This is a genomic window from Alicyclobacillus sp. SO9 (assembly GCF_016406125.1).
Lineage (GTDB): Bacteria > Bacillota > Bacilli > Alicyclobacillales > Alicyclobacillaceae > SO9.
This window is the reverse complement of the sequence record NZ_CP066339.1, coordinates 2,703,092-2,725,642: the sequence shown is the minus strand read 5'-3', so window position 1 is coordinate 2,725,642 and position 22,551 is coordinate 2,703,092. Positions and strand designations below refer to the sequence as shown.

The window sequence follows — 22,551 nt, the reverse complement described above, 5'->3', positions numbered from 1 at the left end:
TCATGCATTTGGAAAGAAGCACGCGAATCCTCAACAAGGACGATACAATATATAGTTACAGTGATAAAATATAGTTAATTTAGCACTCAAGTGCGCGGGGAGATGTTCATAATCATGACTTGGACGAGCAATCTATCCGTCAAAGAGTGGCTCCTGTTAAAACAGATTGGAATGGAACCCATCACTCAGGTTATGGGAAGTTGCGTTTATCACACGGGTTACATGATAAACAAACGATTCAGTAATTCATGGGGCAATGAGGAACTGGATTACTTAATGGAGCCCTATGAAGAGGCTAGAAAAAGCGCACTTGACCGCATGTCAAAGGAAGCGAGGGCGAGCGGCGCAGATGCGGTTGTCGATGTGAAGTTTCTGGCAACCCCAGGGCCCGCTGGAACACATCCCCACCTGCTGGAATTTAGCGTCATAGGAACAGCCGTTAGAATCAAAGGATTAGACCGTTCCTATTCTCAGCCCTTGTTATGTACAGTAAGCATGCAAGAGTTAGTGCAGTTGGTACACGCAGGTGCAATGCCTGTTGGACTGGCTATGGGCTTATCAATTTACCACCATTTTGCATCCGAGTATGAGGAACGAAAAAGTAGAAGTTTCTACAATCAAGAACTAACGAGCTTCTCCAGTATTGTTAACCTGACCAGACAAAGCGCGTTGCGAAGACTAAAAGAAAATGCCCACCAATATGGAGCAAATGTGGTTCTCGCACACAGAACAGAGTTTAGAGTCATTGAAGCTCCAGTCACACGAGCATCTACGCTAACCGGGGAGTTGGAAATTGAAAGAAAGGAAGATAAAATATTTGAATTTACGGCCCTTGGCACGGCGGTTCAGTACGATAAAAATTATCGATTTACACCCCCGAAGGGTATTTTAGACTTGCGGCGAGTCATAAATGAACCGCGCTCCAACGACGACATCGAAATTTAAGAGGGGGGAGAAGCATGTCGTACGATAACGAGGAATTGTCGGAGCAAGTGCTGGACAGGCTCAAACACCTAAAACACGAAGACAATGTTGACCAGGTCGTTTCGTCAGACTTGTCAGTGAATGAATTCCTGTTACTCCGGGATGCTGGCTTTGAACCCGCAGGGATGGTTGTAGGATCATCGATTTACCATATCGGGTTTCAGTGGCAGAGATGGAGTAAGAGTCAAGAACTCGATATGCTGTCGCAGGCTATGTACCGGGCAAGAGAACTCGCCATGGGCAGGATGGAAGAAGAGGCCAAGACACTTGGCGCAGACGGAATTGTCGGTATTCGGCTAAGAATTAACCGGCACGAATGGGGAGAACATCAGGCAGAATTTGTTGCCATTGGTACGGCGGTCGTGGCTAGAGAAGATAATTGTGATTGGAAACGAAAATATGGAGATCCGTTCACCTCAGATTTAAGCGGACAAGACTTTTGGACTCTGCTCAAAGCCGGATATCAGCCAATCTCTCTGGCTATGGGTACTTGTGTATATCACGTCGGTCATCAGGGAGTCAAACAATCCTTCGGAAATCTCGGTAGAAATGTGGAACTGGCGAACTATACGCAAGCCTTGTATGACGCAAGAGAACTGGCGATGGAAAGGATGCAAAAGGAGGCACATGCTGAAGGTGCAGAAGGAATTGTCGGTGTCACAGTCAAGGAAAAAAACCATGGCGGTTGGGACAAACATGTTATAGAATTTTTTGCAATTGGCACAGCCGTCACGACCCGGACAAAACTTCAGGAAGTTGAAAAACCAGAAATCGTTTTAAGTCTGGACGACTGAAGGATGAAGAACTTCAGCTGATGCATCAGAGATGTGTCTCGAATCGATGATAAAGTCTTACCATGATAACATCATAACCCATGATATAACTCTCGCCTGAGGATGGAGGCATGAAAGTTGTTGAACCGAAGTTCAGAAAGCACGGCAATTCAGGACTACTATCCAGACAATTTTTCTTGGTGCTACGGGTGCGGCAGATTGAATGAGAAGGGACTACATGTCAAGACGCGCTGGGATGGGGATGAAACCCTGACGGAATTTGTCCCTCGGCCCGAACATATCGCCATTCCCGGATACGTCTACGGAGGACTGGCCGCGTCTTTGATAGACTGCCACAGTACGGGATCGGCATCTTTAGCACTGTACCGCAGAGAGGGTCATGAACCAGGGGACAGCGAACCGGTGCCAAGGTGTGTCACAGCCTCACTGCACACGGACTTCATCAAGCCGACTCCGCTTGGGCAGCCCATTGTCATTCGCGGCCGCATTAAAGAAGTGGGTAAGAAAAAAGTCGTTGTCCAAAGTGAACTGTTCGTTAATGATGAATTGTGTGTTCGGGGTGAAGTGACAGCTGTACTAGCCCCTGCCGCTATGCTTGGAGACGAAAACTGAAGCGAATCTTTCCGACACAACTCTTTGACATCGCCAGTTTGTACGAATGATTTGCTGACAAGTGTATGAAACTCTCTGCCTTGTGCAAAGTAAAAGTTAATTCTTTTGGTTTGCATGGAATTTGGAGGTAGATAGTTTGACCACAATTTCAGATACAAACAAGACACCGAAACTGATGGACATTTCCTTGAACGGGCAACACAAGTCAGTTGCAGAGCATCAGAGTGTTCTGGAGGCAATACTGACTGAAAACCCAGCGTTTCCTCACATATGTCATCACGAGGCCCTTGGCCCCATTGAAACCTGCGATACTTGTATCGTTGAAGTCGATGGAAAAAGGGTCCGGTCGTGTTCCACGGAAGTCACACCCGGAATGGACATCCAGACAGAAAGCAGCAGGGCAAAATCTGCGCGGAATGAAGCGATGAACCGAATTCTGGGGAATCACGAACTCTATTGTACGGTGTGCGACAACAACAACGGGAACTGTACGGTTCACAACACAGTTGAAGCTATGGGAATTGAACACCAAAAGTATCCGTTTGCACAAAAGCCCTACGAAGAAGATAACTCCCACCCATTTTACCGCTATGACCCGGACCAGTGTATATTGTGCGGCCGTTGCGTAGAGGCCTGTCAGAACCTTCAGGTGAGTGAAGTTCTGTCGATTGATTGGGAACGAGAAGAACCCAGGGTCATTTGGGACCATGATGCGCCCATCAACGAATCTTCCTGCGTCTCTTGCGGGCACTGCGTAACGGTCTGTCCGTGCAACGCGTTGATGGAGAAGCCTATGCTCGGAGAGGCTGGCTATGCCACTGGCCTGGGACCTGAACTGCTCGAATCGATGATCCATTTGACGAAGGAAACTGAGCCCGGTTATTCTCCCATTTTCACAGTTTCTGAAATTGAAGCCAAAATGCGCGAGTCCCGGATAAAAAGAACAAAAACAGTGTGCACGTACTGCGGCGTAGGCTGCAGCTTTGACATCTGGACCAAGGGGCGGGATGTCCTGAAAGTAGAACCCCAGATGGATGCGCCTGCGAATCAGATATCTACTTGTGTCAAAGGAAAGTTCGGCTGGGATTTTGTCAACAGCGTTGAGCGATTGACAAATCCTCTTATCCGGCAGGGAGACGAATTTGTTCCTGTGGATTGGGACACAGCATTGAATTATGTTGCAAAACGGTTGAAGGAGATACGTGATGCAGACGGTCCTGATGCGATTGGCTACATCTCTTCTTCGAAATGCACGAATGAAGAAAACTACCTTATGCAGAAGTTCGCCCGGGCCGTGATGGGTACAAACAACATTGACAACTGTTCACGCTACTGCCAGGCCCCCGCTACAACAGGGCTCCGGAGGACGATGGGTTATGGCGGAGATACGGGATCGATTGAAGACATTGGCGCCGCACAACTCGTCATCATCGTTGGAGCCAACCCCGCTGAGTCTCACCCTGTTTTGTCTACAAGAATCCGTCGAGCACAGAAAAAGCGCGGACAAAAGCTGATTGTGGCCGACCTGCGTATGAATGACATGGCCAAAAGAGCAGACATATGGCTGCACCCGAAGCCAGCGAGTGACTTGGTCTGGCTGTCAGCAGTTGCAAAGTACATGATTGACATGGGCTGGCATGACGAAGGATTTTTAAAGAACCATGTGAACTTTCTTGACGACTACGTCGCCTCGTTGGCACCATACACACTGGAATATGTCGAAAAACATACAGGGCTCTCCCAGAATCAGATAAAGAGTGTTGCAAAGATGATTCGTGAGGCCTCGTCCACCTGTATTCTGTGGGCCATGGGCATCACACAGCAAGTTGGCGGAAGTGATGCAAGTACGGCCATCTGCAACCTGCTTCTGGTAACTGGAAACGTCGGCCGTCCTGGTACCGGTGCGTATCCGTTGCGCGGGCACAACAACGTTCAGGGAGCCGGTGACTTTGGGTGCGCACCGGATGTTTTTCCAGGATACGAATCGACGGATGTGGCGGAAATTCGGGCCAAGTATGAGGACTATTGGGGAGTAAAACTCCCTGCCAACAAAGGATTGAACAATCACCACATGGTCGAAAAAATTCACGAAGGCTCTTTAAAAGCCATGTATGTGATGGGTGAAGAAATGGCAATTGTAGACTCCAACGCCAATCATGTGCAGGCTGCGTTCGAGAAACTGCAATTCTTTGTTGTGCAGGACATTTTCTTCTCAAAGACGGCACAATTTGCCGACGTTGTGCTCCCTGGATCTCCAAGCCTGGAAAAAGACGGGACATTCACCAATACGGAACGAAGAATTCAGAGACTTTACAAAGTGATGGAGCCAAAAGGGAATTCACGTCCAGATTGGAGGATTGTTCAGGATTTGGCGAATCGTCTTGGGGCTGACTGGAACTACCATCATCCCTCGGAAGTATTTGCTGAGGCCACGGCAAAGGCAAACTTGTTTCATGGACTCACATATGATTCCCTTCAGGGCTACCAATCGGAGCAGTGGCCAATTCAGGAAGACACACAGGGAACGTCACTTCTATACACAGACGGATTCCCGTTCCCGGATGGAAAGGCGCGACTCTATCCGGTGGAATGGAGCAGACCTGTACTGACTCCCAATGAAGAGTATGACCTTCACCTTAACAACGGCCGGATGCTTGAACACTTTCATGAAGGAAATCTCACATATAGAATTGCCGGCATTGCCAAAAAAGTACCAACTACTTACATCGAGGTATCTCCAGAGTTGGCCAAAGCGCGGGGGATTGAAGACGGAACGCTAGTGCGCATTGTGTCTCCCTATGGAAGAGTCAAGCTTCGCGCTGTTGTCACAGACAGGGTACAAGCAAACGAATTGTACCTGCCTATGAACACCCCGCGGGACGAAGAAGCCGTGAACTATTTGACGAGCAGTTATCATGACACCTACACGCATACACCGGCCTATAAGGATATTCATGTACGAATGGAAATCCTGGAGCAGCATGGACCGGGGCCGCTGGTAAAAGGGAATTTCAGACTCGGGCATCCCAATCCCCAAGACGGTGTATTGGTGGAGAAAAAATGGAAGCGCAGCGATTATCGTTCGCTGGTTGACGGAGAAAACAGGTGAGGAGGACTGTCAGAGATGGCAAGGTCGATTGCAAAGATACGTGAGACGCAGAGCAGCGCAGAAGCTGTGAAAGAAGCACAGATTGCGAAAATCGAGTCACTTTTCGTGGAGTATACACAAGACATTGAGCAAATGATGAGGCTGCTGCGGCTGTTGCGGGAGAAAGGGATTTTGGACGCCGGGGCAGCTGTGCTGGAACAAGGCCACGACCTGTTGGAAATTCTCGTACATCAGGCAAATCATCCTGGAAGTATCGGCGGTATCAAAAACATCATAGCTGTTGTCCAAGGCATGACAAAGATAGATGCCAAACTGGTCGCAGCAGTGTTCAACGGCGTAAGTGACGCCAGTCGGGTGATTTCCAGCGGAGATGCAGACGACATTGGTGATTTGTGGGACATCGTCCGAGTCCTGCGCGATCGCGATGTGAACCAAGGACTAACTGCCGTCTTTGCCGTCTTAAAGTCGGTTGGACAACATGTGGATGGAAGCAGTTCTACGCGGACCTCCGGTCCTGCAGGAGAAGGATTGGAGCAGAATCGAAATCCCGTGGCTACCTAAATGAAGACTGCCACTTGCGGGAATGCGCTATCATCGTCTAATTTCACGGAAAGAGCCCGTTTCCCCTTGTAGAGACCGGGCTTTTCTGATTGAATTAGTTGTTGTTAATGCCGGACATCTACTGTAAGCGAGGGATTGTATGCAGACAGCGCAACGCCGTGAGAGAAAACAGAACAAGCCATCTATTTATCCATATGATGAGTGGAGAGTGGTGGAGGACAGTTTCGATGTAGAGACAAACTACAGAGATGAAACGATTTTTGCTACAGGCAATGGATATATAGGGTACAGGGGAAACTTCGAGGAAGGGTATCAAGGGCCCGTCGGTACTTCATTGCAAGGGACATATTTGAACGGGTTCTACGAATCTCATCCAATCCAATACGGCGAATCTGCTTACGGATACGCTAAAAATGCCCAGACCATGCTAAACGTCACAGACAGTAAAATCATTAACGTGTTTGTTCAGGGCGAGCAATTTAGCCTGTTCGAGGGCAAACTGCTGAAGTATCAACGCGTGCTCGATTTTCGCACAGGGATTATGCATCGGGAGATGACCTGGGAATCTCCCGCCGGAAATAGGGTTGAAATTCATGTGCAGAGAATGGTGTGTCTGGAGCGAAAGCATCTGGCCGCTTTCTCCTATGAGGTAACGCCGGTGAACTTCAGCGGAGAAATCACACTGGTATCAGCACTCAACGGACAGGTTCAGAATCAAGTGACCTTAGGAGACCCCAGAGTCGGTTCAGCCTTTCATGGCCAGGTATTGACCACTGAGGACGTCGTACAGGACGGTTCGCTTGCGGCCATCCGCCAGAGGACACAGAACAGCAGGTTCACACTGGTTTGTGCTATGGAGAATGCCATTGAAACCGGGAACCAGTACCATCTTGAAGTGGGTACAAAGGAACAAATGGCATCCGCGGAGTACACTGTTGACGCGCTCGAAGGTGTCCCTGTGCGTCTACACAAATGGGTGGCTTATTATACGTCGAAGGATTATGACGAACACGAGTTGGTCCAACTGGCTAGAGCTGAAGTTGCAGAGGCAAGGGAGTTGGGATACGACAAACTCACTGCGGAGCAGAGAGATTTTCTTTACGAGTACTGGAAGCACACTGATATCCAAATCGAAGGAGATCCCGCACTCCAACAGAGCCTCCGCTTTAACGCGTTCCATCTGCTGCAGTCAGTAGGACGTGACGGAAAAACGAACATTGCGGCAAAAGGCGTTACCGGTGAAGGGTATGAAGGCCACTATTTTTGGGATACGGAGACGTACATTTTTCCATTCTTTCTATACACTCACCCAGATATCAGCAGAAAGCTGCTGGAATACCGCTATACTACACTGGACAAGGCACGCATGCGCGCCAAGGAGTTGGCACACAAAGGGGCATTGTACGCTTGGAGAACGATTGACGGGGAAGAGACATCCCCTTATTTTCCAGCGGGTACCGCAGCGTATCATATCAATGCGGACATCATGTATGCACTGAAAAAATACCTGCACGCTACAAATGATACGGAGTTTCTGCTTAAATACGGTGCTGAGATGCTATTTGAGACAGCACGCTTCTGGGTAGATATGGGCGCGTACATTCCCAAGCATGAAAATCAATTCTGCATTAACGAAGTTACGGGTCCCGACGAATACACCGCGCTGGTGAACAACAATCTGTATACCAACGTGATGGCAAAAGACCACCTGGAGTTCGCTTTCGAGACAGCGAGATGGATGAAGGAAAATCATTCGCAGGTGTTCACCCGGCTGGCGGAGAAATTGAACCTGCAAGACTCTGAAACGACTGATTGGCAGTCAGCCGCAGACAAGATGTATGTGGCGTTTGATGAGGAATACGGTATTTATCCGCAGGACGATTCATTCCTGCAAAAAGAAGTCTGGGATTTTGAGAATACGCCCGAAGACCATTATCCTTTGCTGTTGCACTACCATCCGCTGGTCATTTACCGTTACCAAGTACTCAAACAAGCCGACGTGATGCTGGCTATGTTTTTACAGGGCAATCGCTTTACCACCGCGGAAAAGAAGCGAAACTACCATTACTATGAGGCTCTCACTACTCACGACTCATCGCTTTCTCCCTGCATCTACAGCATACTCAGTGCAGAGATTGGCGAAGTCAATCAGGCTTATGGCTACTTTATGCGTACTGCGCGCATGGATCTGGACGACTACAACGGAAATGTCAAGGATGGAATTCACAGTGCTTCCATGGCTGGTGCCTGGCTGTCAATCGTTCAGGGCTTTGCGGGAATGCGGGAATATGGCGGCAAGCTGATGTTCCGCCCGGTCATTCCCGAGCAGTGGCGACAGTACCAGTTCAAAGTCTCCTTTGCAGGCCGTTTACTGCGGGTTTCAGTAACACCAAAAGATACAACCTATGCGCTCGAAAGTGGTGATACATTAACGCTTTACCACGAGGGAGCCCCGATTGACGTTTCCACCGGAAAGCCTGTAACGGTGAGTACGGAGCCAAAACTGGAAGCGGTCTTATTTGACTTGGACGGTGTGATTACAGATACAGCAGAATATCATTATCTAGCGTGGAAGCAACTGGCTGACGAGTTGAAGATAGATTTTGACAGAAAGATAAATGAGCGCTTAAAAGGCGTGGGCCGCCTGGATTCTCTGAACATCATCTTGGAAAATTCTACTTTACAGCTGAGTGAAGATGAGAAAAAAGCGCTTGCCAATCGTAAAAATGAATACTATCAGTCCCTTATCGAAAAGATTACGCCGGACGATGTGCTTCCCGGTATTTTGAATCTGCTAAAAGATTTGCAGGAGAGGAACATCAAGATTGGTTTGGCGTCAGCAAGCAAGAATGCTGTTCTTGTGGTTGAGAAATTAGGGATTGGCGAATATCTCGATACGATTGTGGATGCGGCTGCATTGCAAAAGGGAAAGCCCGATCCTGAAATCTTCCTTACAGCCGCCGACGAATTACATGTCCCATACCGCAACTGCATCGGCATTGAAGACGCACGGTCTGGGGTGGAATCTATTCAAGGCGCCGGCATGAAAGCAGTTGGTGTCGGCACTCCTAGTGCAATGGATATTGCCGACTGGGCCGTGCAGGATACTTCTGAGTTGTCCGTCACGAAGCTGCTGCAATGGATTTAAACGGATTTTAATGCTGTGACAAGCGTTCATGACGTCGTTAGGGCAGGCGGGAATCCTTCGTGTTCCATGAAGGGTTCCCGCTTTTTGTCTTTTCGTCAAGGTGTGACTATTCTCTCTTGAGACAAAACGTAAATCTCACATCTATTTGGAATTCATCAATAATTGGTGGTAGTATGAATATAATGACTATTGTGTGTCCAAACTTTGATGGAAGTGTGTCCAAGTGTGGTGGAACTCGTGTTCGAAAAGATTGGCAGTAAAGGAGGCTTCACAGTTGAAAATTAGTTTTCAGTACACGTACCAAACAGAACGCGAGAGAGTTTGGGAACTGCTGCAAGACGAGAGGACATTAGCTGTGACACTGCCTGGATGTAAGCGATTTCACAAAATTGACGAAGGCGTCTATGAGACTGAAATGGGACTGAACATCGGTCCGATTAAAGGTGTCTTCGAAGGTCAGGTCCAGTTGTCCGAAAAAGATGTACCACGACGCTACAGGTTGAAATTACAGGGGCAAGGGAAGCCCGGCGAATTGACTGCAGACTCTGTTATACAGCTTCATGAAAAGGATGGAAGCACGGTTGTCTCATGTGATGCGGATGCACAGGTGACGGGGTTGTTGGCGTCCGTTGGACAGAGGGTCACCGGAAGCGTCGCCAGAATGCTTTTAGGGAACTTCTTCAAGAACATAGATTCACAATTGCGGAAGTCGGCAATCTAGTTCATCGACTTTAAGAACCGGTCCGCAAAGAGGTGTTTGGCGCCAGTACGGACCGTTGCAGATGGTGCCGCAGGTGAGCCAGGGCCTTTCCGGACACGGAGTCTGAATCCGGAGGTGCTGAGATGAGTGAAAAGCATAAGGTGACCGTGACTGTCAATGGCAAGGAACACTCCCTTGAAGTAGAACCGAGACAGCTTTTAGTGCATGCCTTGAGAGACGAACTCGGCCTCACAGGAACTCACATTGGTTGTGATACCAGTCAATGTGGTGCTTGCACAGTACAAATGGATGGAAAAGCGGTAAAATCTTGCACAACGCTGACGGTTCAAGCTCAAGGGAGGTCTGTCACAACAGTTGAAGGACTTGGCGATATGAGCCGACTTCATGCTGTTCAAGAGGGATTTTGGGAGAAACACGGGTTGCAGTGCGGATTTTGTACACCTGGAGTGATGATGACAGCGGCCTCTTTGTTGGAAGAGAACCCGCATCCCAGTGAACAAGAGATACGAGAGGGGCTCGAAGGCGTGATTTGTCGCTGTACCGGGTATCAGAATATTGTGAGAGCGATACAATATGCAGCGGACAAAAGCGAGCGTTCAAGTGAAGAAGTGGTCACTGCTCGAACGGGATCGGATAAATAAGGAGGACGACGGGATGGCAAATGTATTCGGTTCAACGCTGAAGCGGCGTGAAGACCCACGCTTGATTGTCGGAAACGGACAGTATACGGAAGATGTTCAGCTCCCTGGTATGTTATACGCAAGTGTCTTGCGAAGTCCGCATGCCCATGCAAACATTTCCAGCATTAACACTGAAGCTGCCAAAGCGCTGGAAGGAGTCGTTGCGGTTTATACGGGACAGGACCTGGAAGGGAAAATCGGAACGGTCCCGACCGCCTGGCTGCCTCCTGACAGCGACATGAAGACACCGCCGCACGAAGTGATTGCAGTAAACAAAGTACGATATGTAGGCGATGCAGTAGCTATGGTCATTGCGGAAAATCGCTATACAGCAAGAGATGCGGTCGATCTCATTGAGGTCAAATACGATGTTCTGCCTGCAGTCGTAGAACAAGAACAGGCAATGGATGAAAACGCCCCGCTTCTTCATGAAAGCGCCCCGCAAAATATCGCTTTCCACTGGCAAGCCGGGAATGCCACGGACGACGTATTCGACTCTGCCGAAGTCGTGGTAAAGCAGCGATTCCGTCAGCAGCGGCTGATACCCAATGCCATGGAACCACGGGCTGCTGTGGCTCAGTACAATGCAGGCTCTGGTGAAATGACACTCTGGGTAACATCGCAAAACCCGCATATCCACCGCTTCCTTCTTTCGGGTATTCTCGGAATTCCAGAACACAAACTTCGAATCTTGGCTATCGATGTCGGCGGCGGATTTGGTTCGAAAATTGCTTGCTATCCGGATGAAGCCATGGTTGCGTACGCTGCGCGCGACCTCAACCGTCCTGTTAAGTGGGTGGAAGACAGAAAAGAAAACTTTCTTGTCACCACCCATGGACGTGATATGGTCCTCGACGTTGAATTTGCCGGCAAAAAGGACGGCACATTCTCTGCCATCAGAGTACGCAACATGGCCAATATGGGCGCATATCTCTCCACAGCAGGCCCCGGCGTCCCGACCATTCTATTTGGCTTAATTGTTCCTGGTGCCTACAAAATCCCCTATGCGGGTGCGGATGTGTACGGTGTCTTTACTAACACGACCCCTACAGACGCTTACAGAGGAGCAGGTCGGCCGGAAGCCACCTACTTGCTCGAGCGAATGGTCGATTTATTCGCAGAGGAAGTCAATCTGGACGCGGTTGAAGTGAGACGCCGCAACCTGATTGAAGCGGATGAATTCCCTTATCACTCGGCCATGGGACTGGAATACGACAGCGGCAATTATCAAGCAGCCTTAGACAAGGCACTGGCCATGGTGGGCTACGATGACCTGAGGCAAAAACAGGCTGATGTGCGCAGCCAAGGAAAGTATCTTGGCATCGGTGTCACCACTTATGTAGAAATCTGCGGTCTCGGGCCCTCACAAGTGGCTGGTGCAGTAGGTTTTCAAGGCGGTCTTTGGGAAAGCGCCACCGTTCGGGTTCACCCCACTGGCAAGGTGACTGCGTTTACTGGCGCGTCTCCCCACGGCCAAGGTGAGGAAACCACTTTTGCGCAAATTATTGCCGAAAGGCTTGGGGTTCCGTTCGAAGACGTCGAAATTGTCCACGGAGATACCAACCGAATTGCCATGGGCTGGGGTACTTATGGTTCGAGAACAACTCCGGTCGGAGGCAACGCCATGGCATTAGCCGTAGACAAGGTGATTGAGAAAGCGAAGAAAATTGCAGCTCATCTGCTGGAGGTTTCACAAGACGACGTAAACTTCTCAGACGGGATATTCAGCGTGGAAGGCGCGCCAAGCCGGAGCACAACCATTCAGGACGTCACCCTGCAAGCGTATCTCGCATGGAACCTCCCGCCGGGTGTGGAACCGGCTCTCGAAGGCACATCTTTCTACGATCCCGCTAACTTTGTCTATCCCTTTGGCACCCACGTCTGTGTAGTAGAAGTTGACCCGGAAACCGGAGATATTGACCTAGTGAAATATGTTGCTGTCGATGACTGCGGCCGCGTCATCAATCCGATGGTTGCTGAAGGACAGGTACACGGCGGCATTGTGCAAGGCATCGGCCAAGCGTTGTGGGAAGGCGCAGTTTACGATGAACAAGGCCAGTTGGTCACAGGAACCTTCATGGACTATGCCATGCCGAAGGCGAGGTTCTTTAAGAACTTTGAAACCGCATTTACAGAGACGCCTGCTCCTCAGAATCCCCTTGGCGTCAAAGGCATTGGCGAAACAGGCACAATTGCCTCCACACCGACTGTGGTCAATGCGGTCATGGATGCGTTGCGGCCATTTGGGGTCAAGGATATTGATATGCCACTGACACCGGAACGAGTTTGGACAGCCATTCAAAAGGGGAGTGGTCAACAATGATACCCACCAGTTTTGAGTACGAACAAGCAGAAACTGTTGCACAGGCCATTTCAAAACTACTGGAGTCCAGCGGCGAGGCTAAACTGCTGGCAGGCGGACACAGCCTCCTGCCAATGATGAAACTTCGGCTTTCGAGTCCTGAAAAATTGATTGATATCAGCGGCATAAAGGAACTGCACGGTATTGTACGAGATCCCGATGCACTTGTTGTCGGTGCACTGACCACTCATGCAGAAGTTGCGTCAAGCCGCATGGTGAGGGATACACTGCCTCTTTTGGCGGATGCTGCCGGGAAAATCGGTGACCTGCAAGTGCGTAACCGCGGAACAGTCGGCGGCAATTTAGCTCACGCCGATATGGCGTCTGACCTGCCGGCTGTTGCTTTGGCCCTGGACGCTGAGATTACCGTCGAGACCCCTCATGGAACGGAAGTAATTCCGGTCGACGAATTTCTCTTAGGACCGTTAATCACCGCCCTGCCGGAGAATTCTGTACTGAAAAACGTGCGTTTCAAAATACCGCAGAAAGGTTTCAACAGTGTATACGAGAAGATTTCACACCCTGCTTCAGGCTATGCAGTAGTCGGAATTGCCGCAGTTATCGCTTGTGACGACAACAATGTCGTCACACAAGCAGCTATTGGTGTGACAGGTGCCGGCGATGTGGCATACCGTGCGAAAGCAGTTGAAGAGGCTTTGTTGGGGAAGGTATTTACCGAAGACGTAATACGCCATGCTTCAGAACTCGCAGCGGACGACGGCGTCATTGCAGGAGACCTGTATGCTTCTGAGAATTACCGTCGTCAGTTGTGCAAGGTTCATACTGCCCGCGCATTGAGACGGGTTGCACCCTTATGAACAGTCCCAGTCAGGTCCAAGAGGTTTTAACGACAAACGGATACTTTGCCAGTTCCGCACTGTCCACAGCATTGTTCCTGACAATGAAACTGGAGCGTCCGTTGTGCTTGGAAGGAGAGCCTGGAGTCGGTAAGACAGAACTGGCGAAAGTACTTTCCGAGGTGTTGGACAGACCGTTGCTTCGGATCCAGTGTTACGAAGGGTTAGACCGGGAGTCAGCATTGTACGACTGGAACTATCAAAAACAGCTCTTGCACATTCGAATTTCCGAAGCTGTAGAAGCTGGGCCGCTTTCAAGGGAAAGCGGCTCTAGTTCACAGACTGTCTCAACTACGCGTAGTACTCTGGTGACAACGCCTGCTGATGACCCAGTCCGTACCGAGGAGCTTCGCCAAACACTGGAAAGGGAGGTCTTTAGCGAAGCGTTTCTGTTAAAGCGCCCGCTCCTAAAAGCACTGGAGCCAGCTCATGTACCCCCTGTTCTGCTCATCGACGAAATTGACAGAAGTGACGAAGAGTTTGAAGCATTTCTCTTGGAACTTCTTGGCGAGTTTCAAGTCACGATTCCTGAACTCGGAACCATTTCTGCCGAACAAAAGCCAGTGGTGATCTTAACAAGCAATCGAACCCGAGAAATGCATGATGCGCTTAAACGAAGGTGTTTGTATCACTGGATAGACTATCCGGACTTTGACCGAGAGTTGGCAATTCTCCAACACAAAATCCCGGGATTATCCCACCAACTGGCTCGTTCTGCCGTGAATTTCGTTACCAAACTTCGTGAGGAACCCCTGTTTAAGCGACCTGGGGTGGCGGAGACGATTCACTGGGCAGAGGCTCTTGCTGCCCTTGGAACGCGAAAACTCGAACATCAACAAGTAGAGGATACGCTTGGGTGTTTACTCAAATATAAGGACGACTTTGACTTTCTCATGAACCGCAAAGGCGCAGCGGAGTCCCGTTTATCAGGTCTGCTTAAAGAACTGGGGCAGGTTCGATGAACCCGTTGGGAGACGATGTGACAACCAATACAGTGCACAATGTCCTGTCGTTGGTGCGCGGCCTGCGGCGCCTCGGACTGAGAATTACCAGCGCTGATGAGCAACTCATCTTTCAGGCAATTCAAGCCGTGGGCTGGAACTATGAAGCAACGTGCAAAGATGCGGTAGCATCAGTGGTCATTAAAGACCCATGGCAGTATCCGCTCTTTGCAGCGGCGTGGCATCAATTCTGGCTGTGGCTGCGCTCCCCAAACGACTCGTGGCTTGCTCAGCAAACCTTAATGAGCAGTGTCATGCGCCAGAAGTCCGCTCTCCACCGTTCACCACAAGTTATCTGGATGGGCAGGGACACGTCCGGCTCTGATAAGAACGCAGATGCAGATGCGTCCGACCAGTTTACCGTACAGTTAAAGGCTGGTTCGTCTCGGGACGAAGTTCTGAAGGAAAAAGACTTTGCACAACTCACTGACATGGAACTGGAAGAGTTGATGAAATTTATACCGGCTGTACGTCCTGCAATGCGGAAGACTCGCAGAATGAAACAGGGGAAGAAGGGCAAGCGGTTAAGCCTTCAGGGCACGATGCAAAAGAACAGGTCTACAGGGGAGGTCATGCGTCTTGTACGCCGCAGACCGGTTTTGAAACCAAGGCCTGTGGTGTTGCTTTGCGACGTCAGCGGTTCCATGGATCAGTACAGCCGAGTGCTTTTGAGATTCGCTCACGCGCTTACAGCCAAACAGCGAAACTTCGAAGTCTTTGTGTTTAGTACTAGATTGACACATGTCACGCGTTGGCTTCAACTACACGATGTCAATGATGCGTTTTACGCCGTTACCAGTCAGGTGCACCACTGGTCAGGCGGTACGAGACTGGCTGAAAATTTGGCAACATTTTATCACCACTATGCGAATACTTTTTTACGCCGCAGAGCGGTCTTAGTGATTGCAACAGATGGTTTTGACTCAGACAATCCAGCGGCGCTGGAACGGCAATTGATACGACTCTCCCGCCGCTGTCAGCACCTAGTGTGGCTGAACCCCGCGCTTGGAGATGCTGAGTATACTCCCACAGCGAAAGGAGCAGCCGTCCTCGACCGCTATTCAGACTACGCCTTTGCCGCCCACAATTTTAACAGCCTGACCAGGGCTTGGAACAAAATCAGACGTCTCCCGAATGTGCGGCCTGTGCGTCGGCAAACATAGTCTTCAAGATTTTAGGATGAGAGGAGTTTGAGAAGCATGACCGGCTTCATCGAAGTGTTGCAACAAGCGCGATCAGGTAAAAATAAGATTGCCGCAGCAACCATTGTGTCTGTGGAAGGTTCCGCTTATCGCAGAGAGGGTGCAAAGATGTTGTTCTCGGCAGACGGGAGAAGTCACGGCACCCTCAGCGCCGGCTGCCTCGAATCAGATTTAAGTCATCGTGCCGCAGAAGTCCTAAGCAAAGGAACTTCGGAACTTCTGACCTACGATATGTCGTCAGAAGACGACTTTACGTGGGGGCGCGGAACGGGCTGCAATGGTGTGATCCATGTCTTGCTGGAAGCGATTGACTTTCTGCGAATGAACCTTGCTGCAAGATTCTGGACTGAGGTTCTTCAGCACATTTCAGAGGGAAAAGAGGTAGTCATCTGCAGAGACCTTTCCAGAGCCGGAGACAGCGGTAATTATCTGATTGCAAATGCAGATGAGACACAAGGCCCTTGGGGGACTAACAACCGAAATGAAATTATCAACCACCTACAGCAGTTTGCTTCAGATGTGAGACGGTCATACAACGCCGTCTCAACTGAGACTGAGATAAAGGAGACGCATACCCCTGTCTCCAGTGACGAGCGAGGAGCGTCCCGGTTCTATTTTTTTGACAAGATTCACCCAAAAGAAAAGCTGTTTATCCTCGGCGGCGGACCAGACGCCGAACCAATGGTTGATATTCTTGGACAAATCGGCTTTGCTATTACGGTCGTTGACCACCGTCCTGCACGACTCAATCGCGAACTGTTCCCGCGGGCACAGCATTTGATTGATTCTAGACCAACCCAAGCTGACAGGCGTGTGGTGATTCCGGATGGCAGTTATGTCATTATCATGACGCACAGCTTTCAGGACGATAAACTGTGGTTGAACTACCTGACAGGAATATCTCTTTGTTATCTGGGAATTCTCGGGCCCCGTGAGAGAACAAGGCGACTGCTGTCAAAGGATTGTGAAACGACCGTACTGCACTCTCCAATCGGACTAGATATTTATGCGGACGGTCCCGAAGAGATAGCGGTGTCCGTAGCGGCAGAAATTATTCGGGTTCGTCGTTCCGGCCAAGTTGCAACTGCAGAGCAATCTGGCGTGCAGCCTGCAAATCGGAATGCGTGTCAATATCCATCCCTTGATAAGACTCGGTAACATGGACGGTATCCACTTGAGTCCGATGCTGCGCTATCAGTTCTCTAGCTCCCTTGTCACCACTGACATGCAGCAAATGAGGAAGGAATTCGCGTCCAAATAGAACCGGATTTCCTTCAATCCCATTGAATGCAGGACGTACAATGCGCGTGCCGTCAATCGCTTTCTGCTGGTAACGCGCTGTGAGTTGAGGAATGACGTCAGAAGACAAAAAGGGCTGGTCCGCCAATAGCACTACGACGCCGTCAAGCATGGGTAAATCAGGGGCCGTCAACAGCCAACCGACACCTGTGGTGAGAGACGAGGCCATTCCTGTCTGATAATCCGGATTTTTCACTAATTGCACAGGTCTCTGTGCAAGACAGCGGCGGGTCTCCTCTGTATATTTGCCACTTACTACGACGACAGGAGACAAACCAGATTCGAGAACCGCATCAATACTGTACAGAATCATGGGCTTCCCGGCGATGCTAAGAAACTGTTTCGGAACACCCATTCGCACGGACAAACCTGCTGCCAGAATAATGGCCGCAAAATTCATAGAAATTCTCCTCGAAATAACGAGTTAAAGGCGAGTACTGAAGGCTCTATTTGCAAATTGTGCAGATTCACGCGTAATTCTATAATATCAGAAGATAAAATAAAATAATGTAAACAGGGAGGAAATTACGTGGTAAAAGATGGAGCAGAGCACGCAACCAAGATTCTCCAGAATGCTCAGATGAGTTCGGAGGTTGGCGCTGCAAGGCGCAACACGATGGCTGACTTACTGGAGAGAAGCAGTGCTCGTTACGGGGACAAGTTGGCACTGGTGTACGGTGAAGAGCGAATCGACTACAGTGAGTTTCAAAGACGAGTCAACACAATTTCTGCTCAGTTTTTACGAGACGGGATTTCAAGCTCATCGAAATTGGTTGTCTTGTCTAAAAACAGCCTCAACTTTGTTCTAGCTTACTACGCAGCCATGAAAATTGGCGCTATCTGGGTCCCCGTCAATTACATGCTGACTCCTTCGGAAATTGCTTACATTCTTGGACATACTAAGGCGGACGTCGTGCTAGCTGCTTCAAACCTCGTTGATACGATGAATAAAGCAATCGCCACGGTGCAAGAAAGCACATCTTCCTTAGCTGTAGACGTCACAGCACGGTATGTTTTAGAAACCGCCGCAGAAGACGATAGCATTCGTTCACACGATCCCCGCTCGTGGCATGCGCTGGAGGTCTATGAACCCTCAAGTGTTGCTGACGCCGACACCGGACAGCACACCATTGACCTAGACGGGAGAACCCTGGCACAGATTCTGTATACGAGCGGGACAGAGTCCTTGCCAAAGGGTGTCATGCTTACTCACGATAACCTGATTTCCCAGTTTGTAAGCTGCATTGTTGACGGCAGTATGGAACACCACGACATCGCGATTCATGCACTGCCTCTCTATCACAGTGCCCAGTTAAACTGCTTTCTCGGGCCAAGCATTTATCTCGGGGGGACAGGCATTATTCTGGACGCCGCCGCACCCGATATAATTCTTCGGACAATTGAAAAGGAACGTGCGACGCTTCTGTTTTGCCCGCCCACTGTCTGGATTGCATTGCTGCGGCACCCAGACTTCGAGAAACGAGATTTGTCCTCGCTGCAAAAGTGTTACTACGGTGCAGCCATCATGCCGGTTGAAGTTCTAAAGGAGTTGTCATCGAAGCTTCCTCAGGCTCGTTTTTGGAACTTCTATGGACAGACAGAGGTTGCTCCATTGGCCACCGTTCTCAAACCCGAAGACCAACTTCGAAAGTTGGGATCGGCTGGACGACCTGCGTTGAACGTAGAGACCATCATTGTGGACGCCGAGGGCAACCCGGTGCCTGCCGGAGAAGTGGGGGAAATTGTTCACCGAACGGCCCATGCCATGCTCGGTTATCTGGACGACGCGCAAAAAACCAGTGAAGCGTACCGCGGTGGTTGGTTTCACAGCGGTGACCTTGGCGTCATGGATGAGGAAGGGTATCTCACCATCGTGGATCGAAAGAAGGACATGATTAAGACCGGCGGCGTAAATGTGGCGAGTCGGGAAGTGGAAGAAGCAATTTACGAGTTTCCAGGTGTCTCTGAAGTAGCAGTCATTGGTCTCCCTGACGACTACTGGATTGAAGCAGTTACAGCCATCATTGTTCCGAAAACGGGTATTCAGTTTAACGAACAGGACTTACTCCAATTTCTCAGGGAAAAGCTGGCGAAATTTAAACTGCCAAAGCAGATTGTTATTGCAGATGCGCTGCCGAGAAACCCCAGTGGAAAAATCTTAAAGAGGAATTTACGTCAAGAGTATGAAGACTCTGTAAAAAGTCTTCCTGAACAAGATTGATGCGTGAAGATTTAGGAATCCCTTGTCATCATTGCTGTTTCGAAAATTGTATTTCACTGAGTATTCGCAGTAGACAAATTTGAATCCTGAAGTTGATGTGTATTAAGATATCTAACAGGTTATATTTCTATTCCCGAAAGTATTTTCAGAAAGGGTGTTGGTATTCTATCGGACAGTGAAATCAAACTGAGGCCATTGGAGGAGAGGAATGCTTTTATGGAAGCAACGTCACAGCAACGGTACATTGGTAAGGTAGTTGGCATAACTGGTAGTTCCAGAGGAATAGGCAGGAAACTGGCACTCAGGTTTGCCAACGAAGGGGCCGATGTTGTCATCAACTATTTTCGCAACGGTGATGCTGCCCGAGATGTTGCAAATGAAGTTGAGCAACTTGGACGAAAGGCCTTGGTTGTACGAGCAAATATGGCACAACCTGAAAAAATCCACCGCATGTTTGACACTATCAACGAGCACTTTGGCCGTCTTGACGTGTTTGTACATAACGCTGCATCCGGCCGCAACAGACCCGCTCTGGACATAGACGTAAAGGGTTGGGACTGGACAATTAACACAAACGCGCGTTCCTTTTTAGTAGGCGTTCAAGAGGCCTCGAAATTGATGCCGCCCGAGGGTGGGTCTGTCCTGGCCATTTCCTCGTTCGGCTCTGACCATGTGTTCCCGAACTACACGGCCGTCGGAGCTACGAAAGCAGCGATTGAATCGCTCGTTCGCTACTTCGCTGTAGAACTGGCCGACCGAAAGATCAACGCTAACGCAATTTCTGCGGGAGCAGTGGTTACAGGGGCACTCGAGCACTTTCCGGGTATTGAACGCACGTGGGGACAAATTGAACAGAAGATACCCTATGGCCGGATGGTCGACGCGGATGATGTCGCCAACTTGGCCTTATTTCTATGCTCGAAAGAGGCCGAAATGATTCGCGGACAAACAGTGAAGATTGACGGCGGGATAACATTATTGGTGCCATAATCGCATCTAGTTGGGAAATTGCATTTTGGAAAAAACATGGTGACAGGAGAGATAATTTTGGCAAATTCGTTAACGCTGGAACAGATTGAAGAACGAGTCCGAAAAGTAGTGTGCAGCCAATTGGGGGTAGAACCCGAAGAAGTAAATCCTGGCAGCCAGTTTGTCGATGACCTTGGAGCAGATTCGTTAGATTTGACGGAGTTGGCCATCGCGTTTGAAGACGAATTTGAGTTGGAGATTCCAGAATCTGATTTTGGAAAGCTGTCTACCGTTGCCAACGTTGTGTCATACCTCAACGGGCGACTCAATGGCTGAAGTTTCAGACAAAGACTAGCGGTAAGGAGGGACTCATGTGATAGACTTCCCCGGAATGGTACTGACCAAAGAGCGAGCGAACGAGTTTTTTGAGAAGGAAATGTGGACCGAGGAATCTTTTGTGGATGTTCTCCAATGGAATGCAGAACACTATCCAACGCTGGTTCACAAGGACGAGAAGCGACAACTGACGTATCGAGAACTCTGGGAGGAAGTCGAGGCATTGGCGGCTTCTCTCTATGAACATGGCATCCGTAAAGGAGATAAGGTTGCCATACAACTTCCAAATTCACTGGATTACGTCGTTGCCGTATTTGGTGCTGCACGCCTTGGCGCTGCGGCGGTGCTGCTGCAAGTAGACATGGGGCGCCAGGGACTTTCTTATTGCCTGGACAAGTCTGAGGCTAAGGCCTGGATTGTGGCTGAGAGTTACCGGGGAGACCCATTGATAGGAACGGCCGAAACACTGCAAGCGACGCTTCCTGATTTGACGAACATCATTGTCCGGGAAGAAACCGAAGGCGGTGCGCAGGGACATCTGCGGCTGCATGATTTATACCAGTCTTCAAAGCGTCTGGACGAGAAGCAGTTGAAAGAGAATCACCCAGAGCCGCTAAGTCCGTTTGTGATGGTGTTTACCTCCGGTACAACGGGATCGCCAAAAGGAGTTGTGCAGTTACACGCCAATTACCTCTGGGCTTCGAGAGCTTACGCCAGAGTGTTTGAGTTTCAACCTGAACAAGCAACTTTTGATGTGGCCCCCATCTGCCATCAGACTGGGATGCTGGCGGGTGTCATGATGCCAATTGCTACAGCCGGTCGAATTCACCTGATGGACAGGTTCTCCGCCAAACGCGTGTTGCGTTGGATTGAAAAGGAACAGCCCACTTACATTATTGGTGCACCCCCTCACGTCATTCACGTTGCCCATGCGGAACATCTCAAAGAGACCAAAACGGACTCCGTGCGACTGTTCATCTATGCCGGAGCACCGGTCCCAAGTGCAGTCTTGCGGCAACTCCAGGAGGACAGCGGTATGACCGTTGCGGCCATGTTTGGCTGGACCGAAGGCTTTCTTGCTACCGCCACGCATCCGGACGATCCCATTGAAGCAGTCAGCAGTACCGTTGGCTTCGCCATCCCCGGAACAGAAGTCCTCCTTGTAGACGAAGAGGGAAATCAAGTGTCCGCCGGGACCCCTGGAGAAATGCTTTGCCGCGGCCCCAACTTTAGTGCTGGTTACTACAAGAATGCGGAGGCTGCAAAACGCCAGTGGGATAAAGATGGGTGGTTTCACTCTGGAGATTTGCTGCGCCAGGATGAGAACGGCCGATACATTTTTATGGGCCGCGCAGATGACATCATTAACCGCGGCGGAACAAAGATAGATCCTAAGGCCGTTGAAGATGCGTGTGCTGCCCATCCTGCCATCGCAAATGTAGCGGTTGTGGGACAGGCTGACGATACTTTAGGACAGAGAACAGTCGCTTGCATCGTTGTAAAAGAAGGTGAAACCACTCCAGCACTGTCGGAGCTCCGTGACTTTCTAGGTGAACAAGGGCTCGCGAAATTTCAGTTTCCTGACAGGCTCGAGGTGGTCAGCAGCCTGCCTCTTACACACTCAGGGAAGATAAAGAAGAAAGAACTGCGTTCACGTCTTCAGGAATTTGTAGTGAAAGGATGATCTACAGTTGG

At 49.8% G+C, this 22,551-nt stretch carries 18 protein-coding genes; 17 read left to right on the top strand and 1 reads right to left on the bottom strand.

Going from position 1 to position 22,551, the window contains the following annotated elements:
- Window positions 1–114 precede the first annotated feature (114 nt).
- The 13 genes from GI364_RS12570 to GI364_RS12510 all read left to right on the top strand — a co-directional run bounded on the left by GI364_RS12570 (window position 115) and on the right by GI364_RS12510 (window position 17,189).
- Window positions 115–945, top strand: a complete 831-nt coding sequence (locus GI364_RS12570; protein WP_198849643.1) for a heavy metal-binding domain-containing protein — start codon at window positions 115–117, stop codon at window positions 943–945.
- A 14-nt stretch (window positions 946–959) separates the two neighbouring features.
- Window positions 960–1,778, top strand: a complete 819-nt coding sequence (locus GI364_RS12565; protein WP_198849642.1) for a heavy metal-binding domain-containing protein — start codon at window positions 960–962, stop codon at window positions 1,776–1,778.
- Window positions 1,779–1,895: 117 nt separating this feature from the next.
- Window positions 1,896–2,390 carry a PaaI family thioesterase gene (locus tag GI364_RS12560; protein ID WP_233095768.1) on the top strand — a complete coding sequence of 165 codons (495 nt, stop codon included), beginning with the start codon at window positions 1,896–1,898 and terminating at the stop codon, window positions 2,388–2,390.
- Between the two features lie 175 nt (window positions 2,391–2,565).
- A complete protein-coding gene (gene fdhF, locus GI364_RS12555) occupies window positions 2,566–5,499 on the top strand; it encodes a formate dehydrogenase subunit alpha (protein ID WP_198853988.1) in 2,934 nt (977 codons plus the stop codon).
- A gap of 15 nt (window positions 5,500–5,514) precedes the next feature.
- The gene (locus GI364_RS12550; protein ID WP_198849641.1) at window positions 5,515–6,060 is read left to right on the top strand and encodes a helical membrane plugin domain-containing protein; all 546 of its coding nucleotides are present in this window, start codon (window positions 5,515–5,517) and stop codon (window positions 6,058–6,060) included.
- Between the two features lie 139 nt (window positions 6,061–6,199).
- Entirely contained in the window at window positions 6,200–9,208 is a 3,009-nt protein-coding gene (gene pgmB / locus GI364_RS12545; RefSeq protein WP_198849640.1) for a beta-phosphoglucomutase, read from the top strand.
- Between the two features lie 274 nt (window positions 9,209–9,482).
- Entirely contained in the window at window positions 9,483–9,929 is a 447-nt protein-coding gene (locus GI364_RS12540; RefSeq protein ID WP_198849639.1) for an SRPBCC family protein, read from the top strand.
- A gap of 122 nt (window positions 9,930–10,051) precedes the next feature.
- A complete protein-coding gene (locus GI364_RS12535; protein ID WP_198849638.1) occupies window positions 10,052–10,570 on the top strand; it encodes a (2Fe-2S)-binding protein in 519 nt (172 codons plus the stop codon).
- Between the two features lie 13 nt (window positions 10,571–10,583).
- Window positions 10,584–12,932 (top strand): xanthine dehydrogenase family protein molybdopterin-binding subunit, encoded by a 2,349-nt coding sequence (locus GI364_RS12530; RefSeq protein ID WP_198849637.1) that lies wholly within the window; start codon window positions 10,584–10,586, stop codon window positions 12,930–12,932.
- The gene (locus GI364_RS12525; RefSeq protein ID WP_198849636.1) at window positions 12,929–13,789 is read left to right on the top strand and encodes an FAD binding domain-containing protein; all 861 of its coding nucleotides are present in this window, start codon (window positions 12,929–12,931) and stop codon (window positions 13,787–13,789) included. The genes GI364_RS12530 and GI364_RS12525 overlap by 4 nt, the downstream gene beginning before the upstream one ends.
- Complete coding sequence (locus GI364_RS12520; RefSeq protein WP_198849635.1) at window positions 13,786–14,790, top strand: AAA family ATPase; 1,005 nt, start codon at window positions 13,786–13,788, stop codon at window positions 14,788–14,790. The genes GI364_RS12525 and GI364_RS12520 overlap by 4 nt, the downstream gene beginning before the upstream one ends.
- On the top strand, window positions 14,787–15,992 hold the full coding sequence (locus GI364_RS12515; RefSeq protein ID WP_198849634.1) for a vWA domain-containing protein: 1,206 nt from the start codon (window positions 14,787–14,789) through the stop codon (window positions 15,990–15,992). The genes GI364_RS12520 and GI364_RS12515 overlap by 4 nt, the downstream gene beginning before the upstream one ends.
- Before the next feature lie 36 nt (window positions 15,993–16,028).
- The gene (locus GI364_RS12510) at window positions 16,029–17,189 is read left to right on the top strand and encodes an XdhC family protein (protein ID WP_198849633.1); all 1,161 of its coding nucleotides are present in this window, start codon (window positions 16,029–16,031) and stop codon (window positions 17,187–17,189) included.
- Here the strand turns inward: GI364_RS12510 and GI364_RS12505 are convergent.
- Complete coding sequence (locus tag GI364_RS12505) at window positions 17,083–17,730, bottom strand: nucleotidyltransferase family protein (protein WP_198849632.1); 648 nt, start codon at window positions 17,728–17,730, stop codon at window positions 17,083–17,085. The genes GI364_RS12510 and GI364_RS12505 overlap by 107 nt on opposite strands.
- A 180-nt stretch (window positions 17,731–17,910) precedes the next feature.
- Between GI364_RS12505 and GI364_RS12500 the strand changes: the two genes are divergently transcribed.
- The 4 genes from GI364_RS12500 to GI364_RS12485 all read left to right on the top strand — a co-directional run bounded on the left by GI364_RS12500 (window position 17,911) and on the right by GI364_RS12485 (window position 22,540).
- Window positions 17,911–19,551 (top strand): fatty acyl-CoA synthetase, encoded by a 1,641-nt coding sequence (locus GI364_RS12500; protein ID WP_198853987.1) that lies wholly within the window; start codon window positions 17,911–17,913, stop codon window positions 19,549–19,551.
- A gap of 216 nt (window positions 19,552–19,767) precedes the next feature.
- Window positions 19,768–20,541, top strand: coding sequence for an enoyl-[acyl-carrier-protein] reductase FabL (gene fabL, locus GI364_RS12495; RefSeq protein ID WP_198849631.1), 774 nt, complete (start codon window positions 19,768–19,770; stop codon window positions 20,539–20,541).
- 75 nt (window positions 20,542–20,616) lie between these two features.
- Window positions 20,617–20,856, top strand: a complete 240-nt coding sequence (acpP, locus tag GI364_RS12490) for an acyl carrier protein (protein WP_233096166.1) — start codon at window positions 20,617–20,619, stop codon at window positions 20,854–20,856.
- A 37-nt stretch (window positions 20,857–20,893) separates the two neighbouring features.
- A complete protein-coding gene (locus tag GI364_RS12485; protein ID WP_198849629.1) occupies window positions 20,894–22,540 on the top strand; it encodes a class I adenylate-forming enzyme family protein in 1,647 nt (548 codons plus the stop codon).
- Window positions 22,541–22,551: the final 11 nt, after the last annotated feature.

What these genes read in the sequence shown, in the direction of transcription:
- GI364_RS12570 (WP_198849643.1), top strand. Translation starts at nt 115, where the DNA reads ATGACTTGGACGAGCAATCTATCCGTCAAAGAGTGGCTCCTGTTAAAA.
- GI364_RS12565 (WP_198849642.1), top strand. Translation starts at nt 960, where the DNA reads ATGTCGTACGATAACGAGGAATTGTCGGAGCAAGTGCTGGACAGGCTC.
- fdhF (WP_198853988.1), top strand. Translation starts at nt 2,566, where the DNA reads ATGGACATTTCCTTGAACGGGCAACACAAGTCAGTTGCAGAGCATCAG.
- GI364_RS12550 (WP_198849641.1), top strand. Translation starts at nt 5,515, where the DNA reads ATGGCAAGGTCGATTGCAAAGATACGTGAGACGCAGAGCAGCGCAGAA.
- pgmB (WP_198849640.1), top strand. Translation starts at nt 6,200, where the DNA reads ATGCAGACAGCGCAACGCCGTGAGAGAAAACAGAACAAGCCATCTATT.
- GI364_RS12535 (WP_198849638.1), top strand. Translation starts at nt 10,052, where the DNA reads ATGAGTGAAAAGCATAAGGTGACCGTGACTGTCAATGGCAAGGAACAC.
- GI364_RS12530 (WP_198849637.1), top strand. Translation starts at nt 10,584, where the DNA reads ATGGCAAATGTATTCGGTTCAACGCTGAAGCGGCGTGAAGACCCACGC.
- GI364_RS12525 (WP_198849636.1), top strand. Translation starts at nt 12,929, where the DNA reads ATGATACCCACCAGTTTTGAGTACGAACAAGCAGAAACTGTTGCACAG.
- GI364_RS12520 (WP_198849635.1), top strand. Translation starts at nt 13,786, where the DNA reads ATGAACAGTCCCAGTCAGGTCCAAGAGGTTTTAACGACAAACGGATAC.
- GI364_RS12515 (WP_198849634.1), top strand. Translation starts at nt 14,787, where the DNA reads ATGAACCCGTTGGGAGACGATGTGACAACCAATACAGTGCACAATGTC.
- GI364_RS12510 (WP_198849633.1), top strand. Translation starts at nt 16,029, where the DNA reads ATGACCGGCTTCATCGAAGTGTTGCAACAAGCGCGATCAGGTAAAAAT.
- GI364_RS12505 (WP_198849632.1), bottom strand. Translation starts at nt 17,730, where the DNA reads ATGAATTTTGCGGCCATTATTCTGGCAGCAGGTTTGTCCGTGCGAATG.
- GI364_RS12500 (WP_198853987.1), top strand. Translation starts at nt 17,911, where the DNA reads ATGAGTTCGGAGGTTGGCGCTGCAAGGCGCAACACGATGGCTGACTTA.
- fabL (WP_198849631.1), top strand. Translation starts at nt 19,768, where the DNA reads ATGGAAGCAACGTCACAGCAACGGTACATTGGTAAGGTAGTTGGCATA.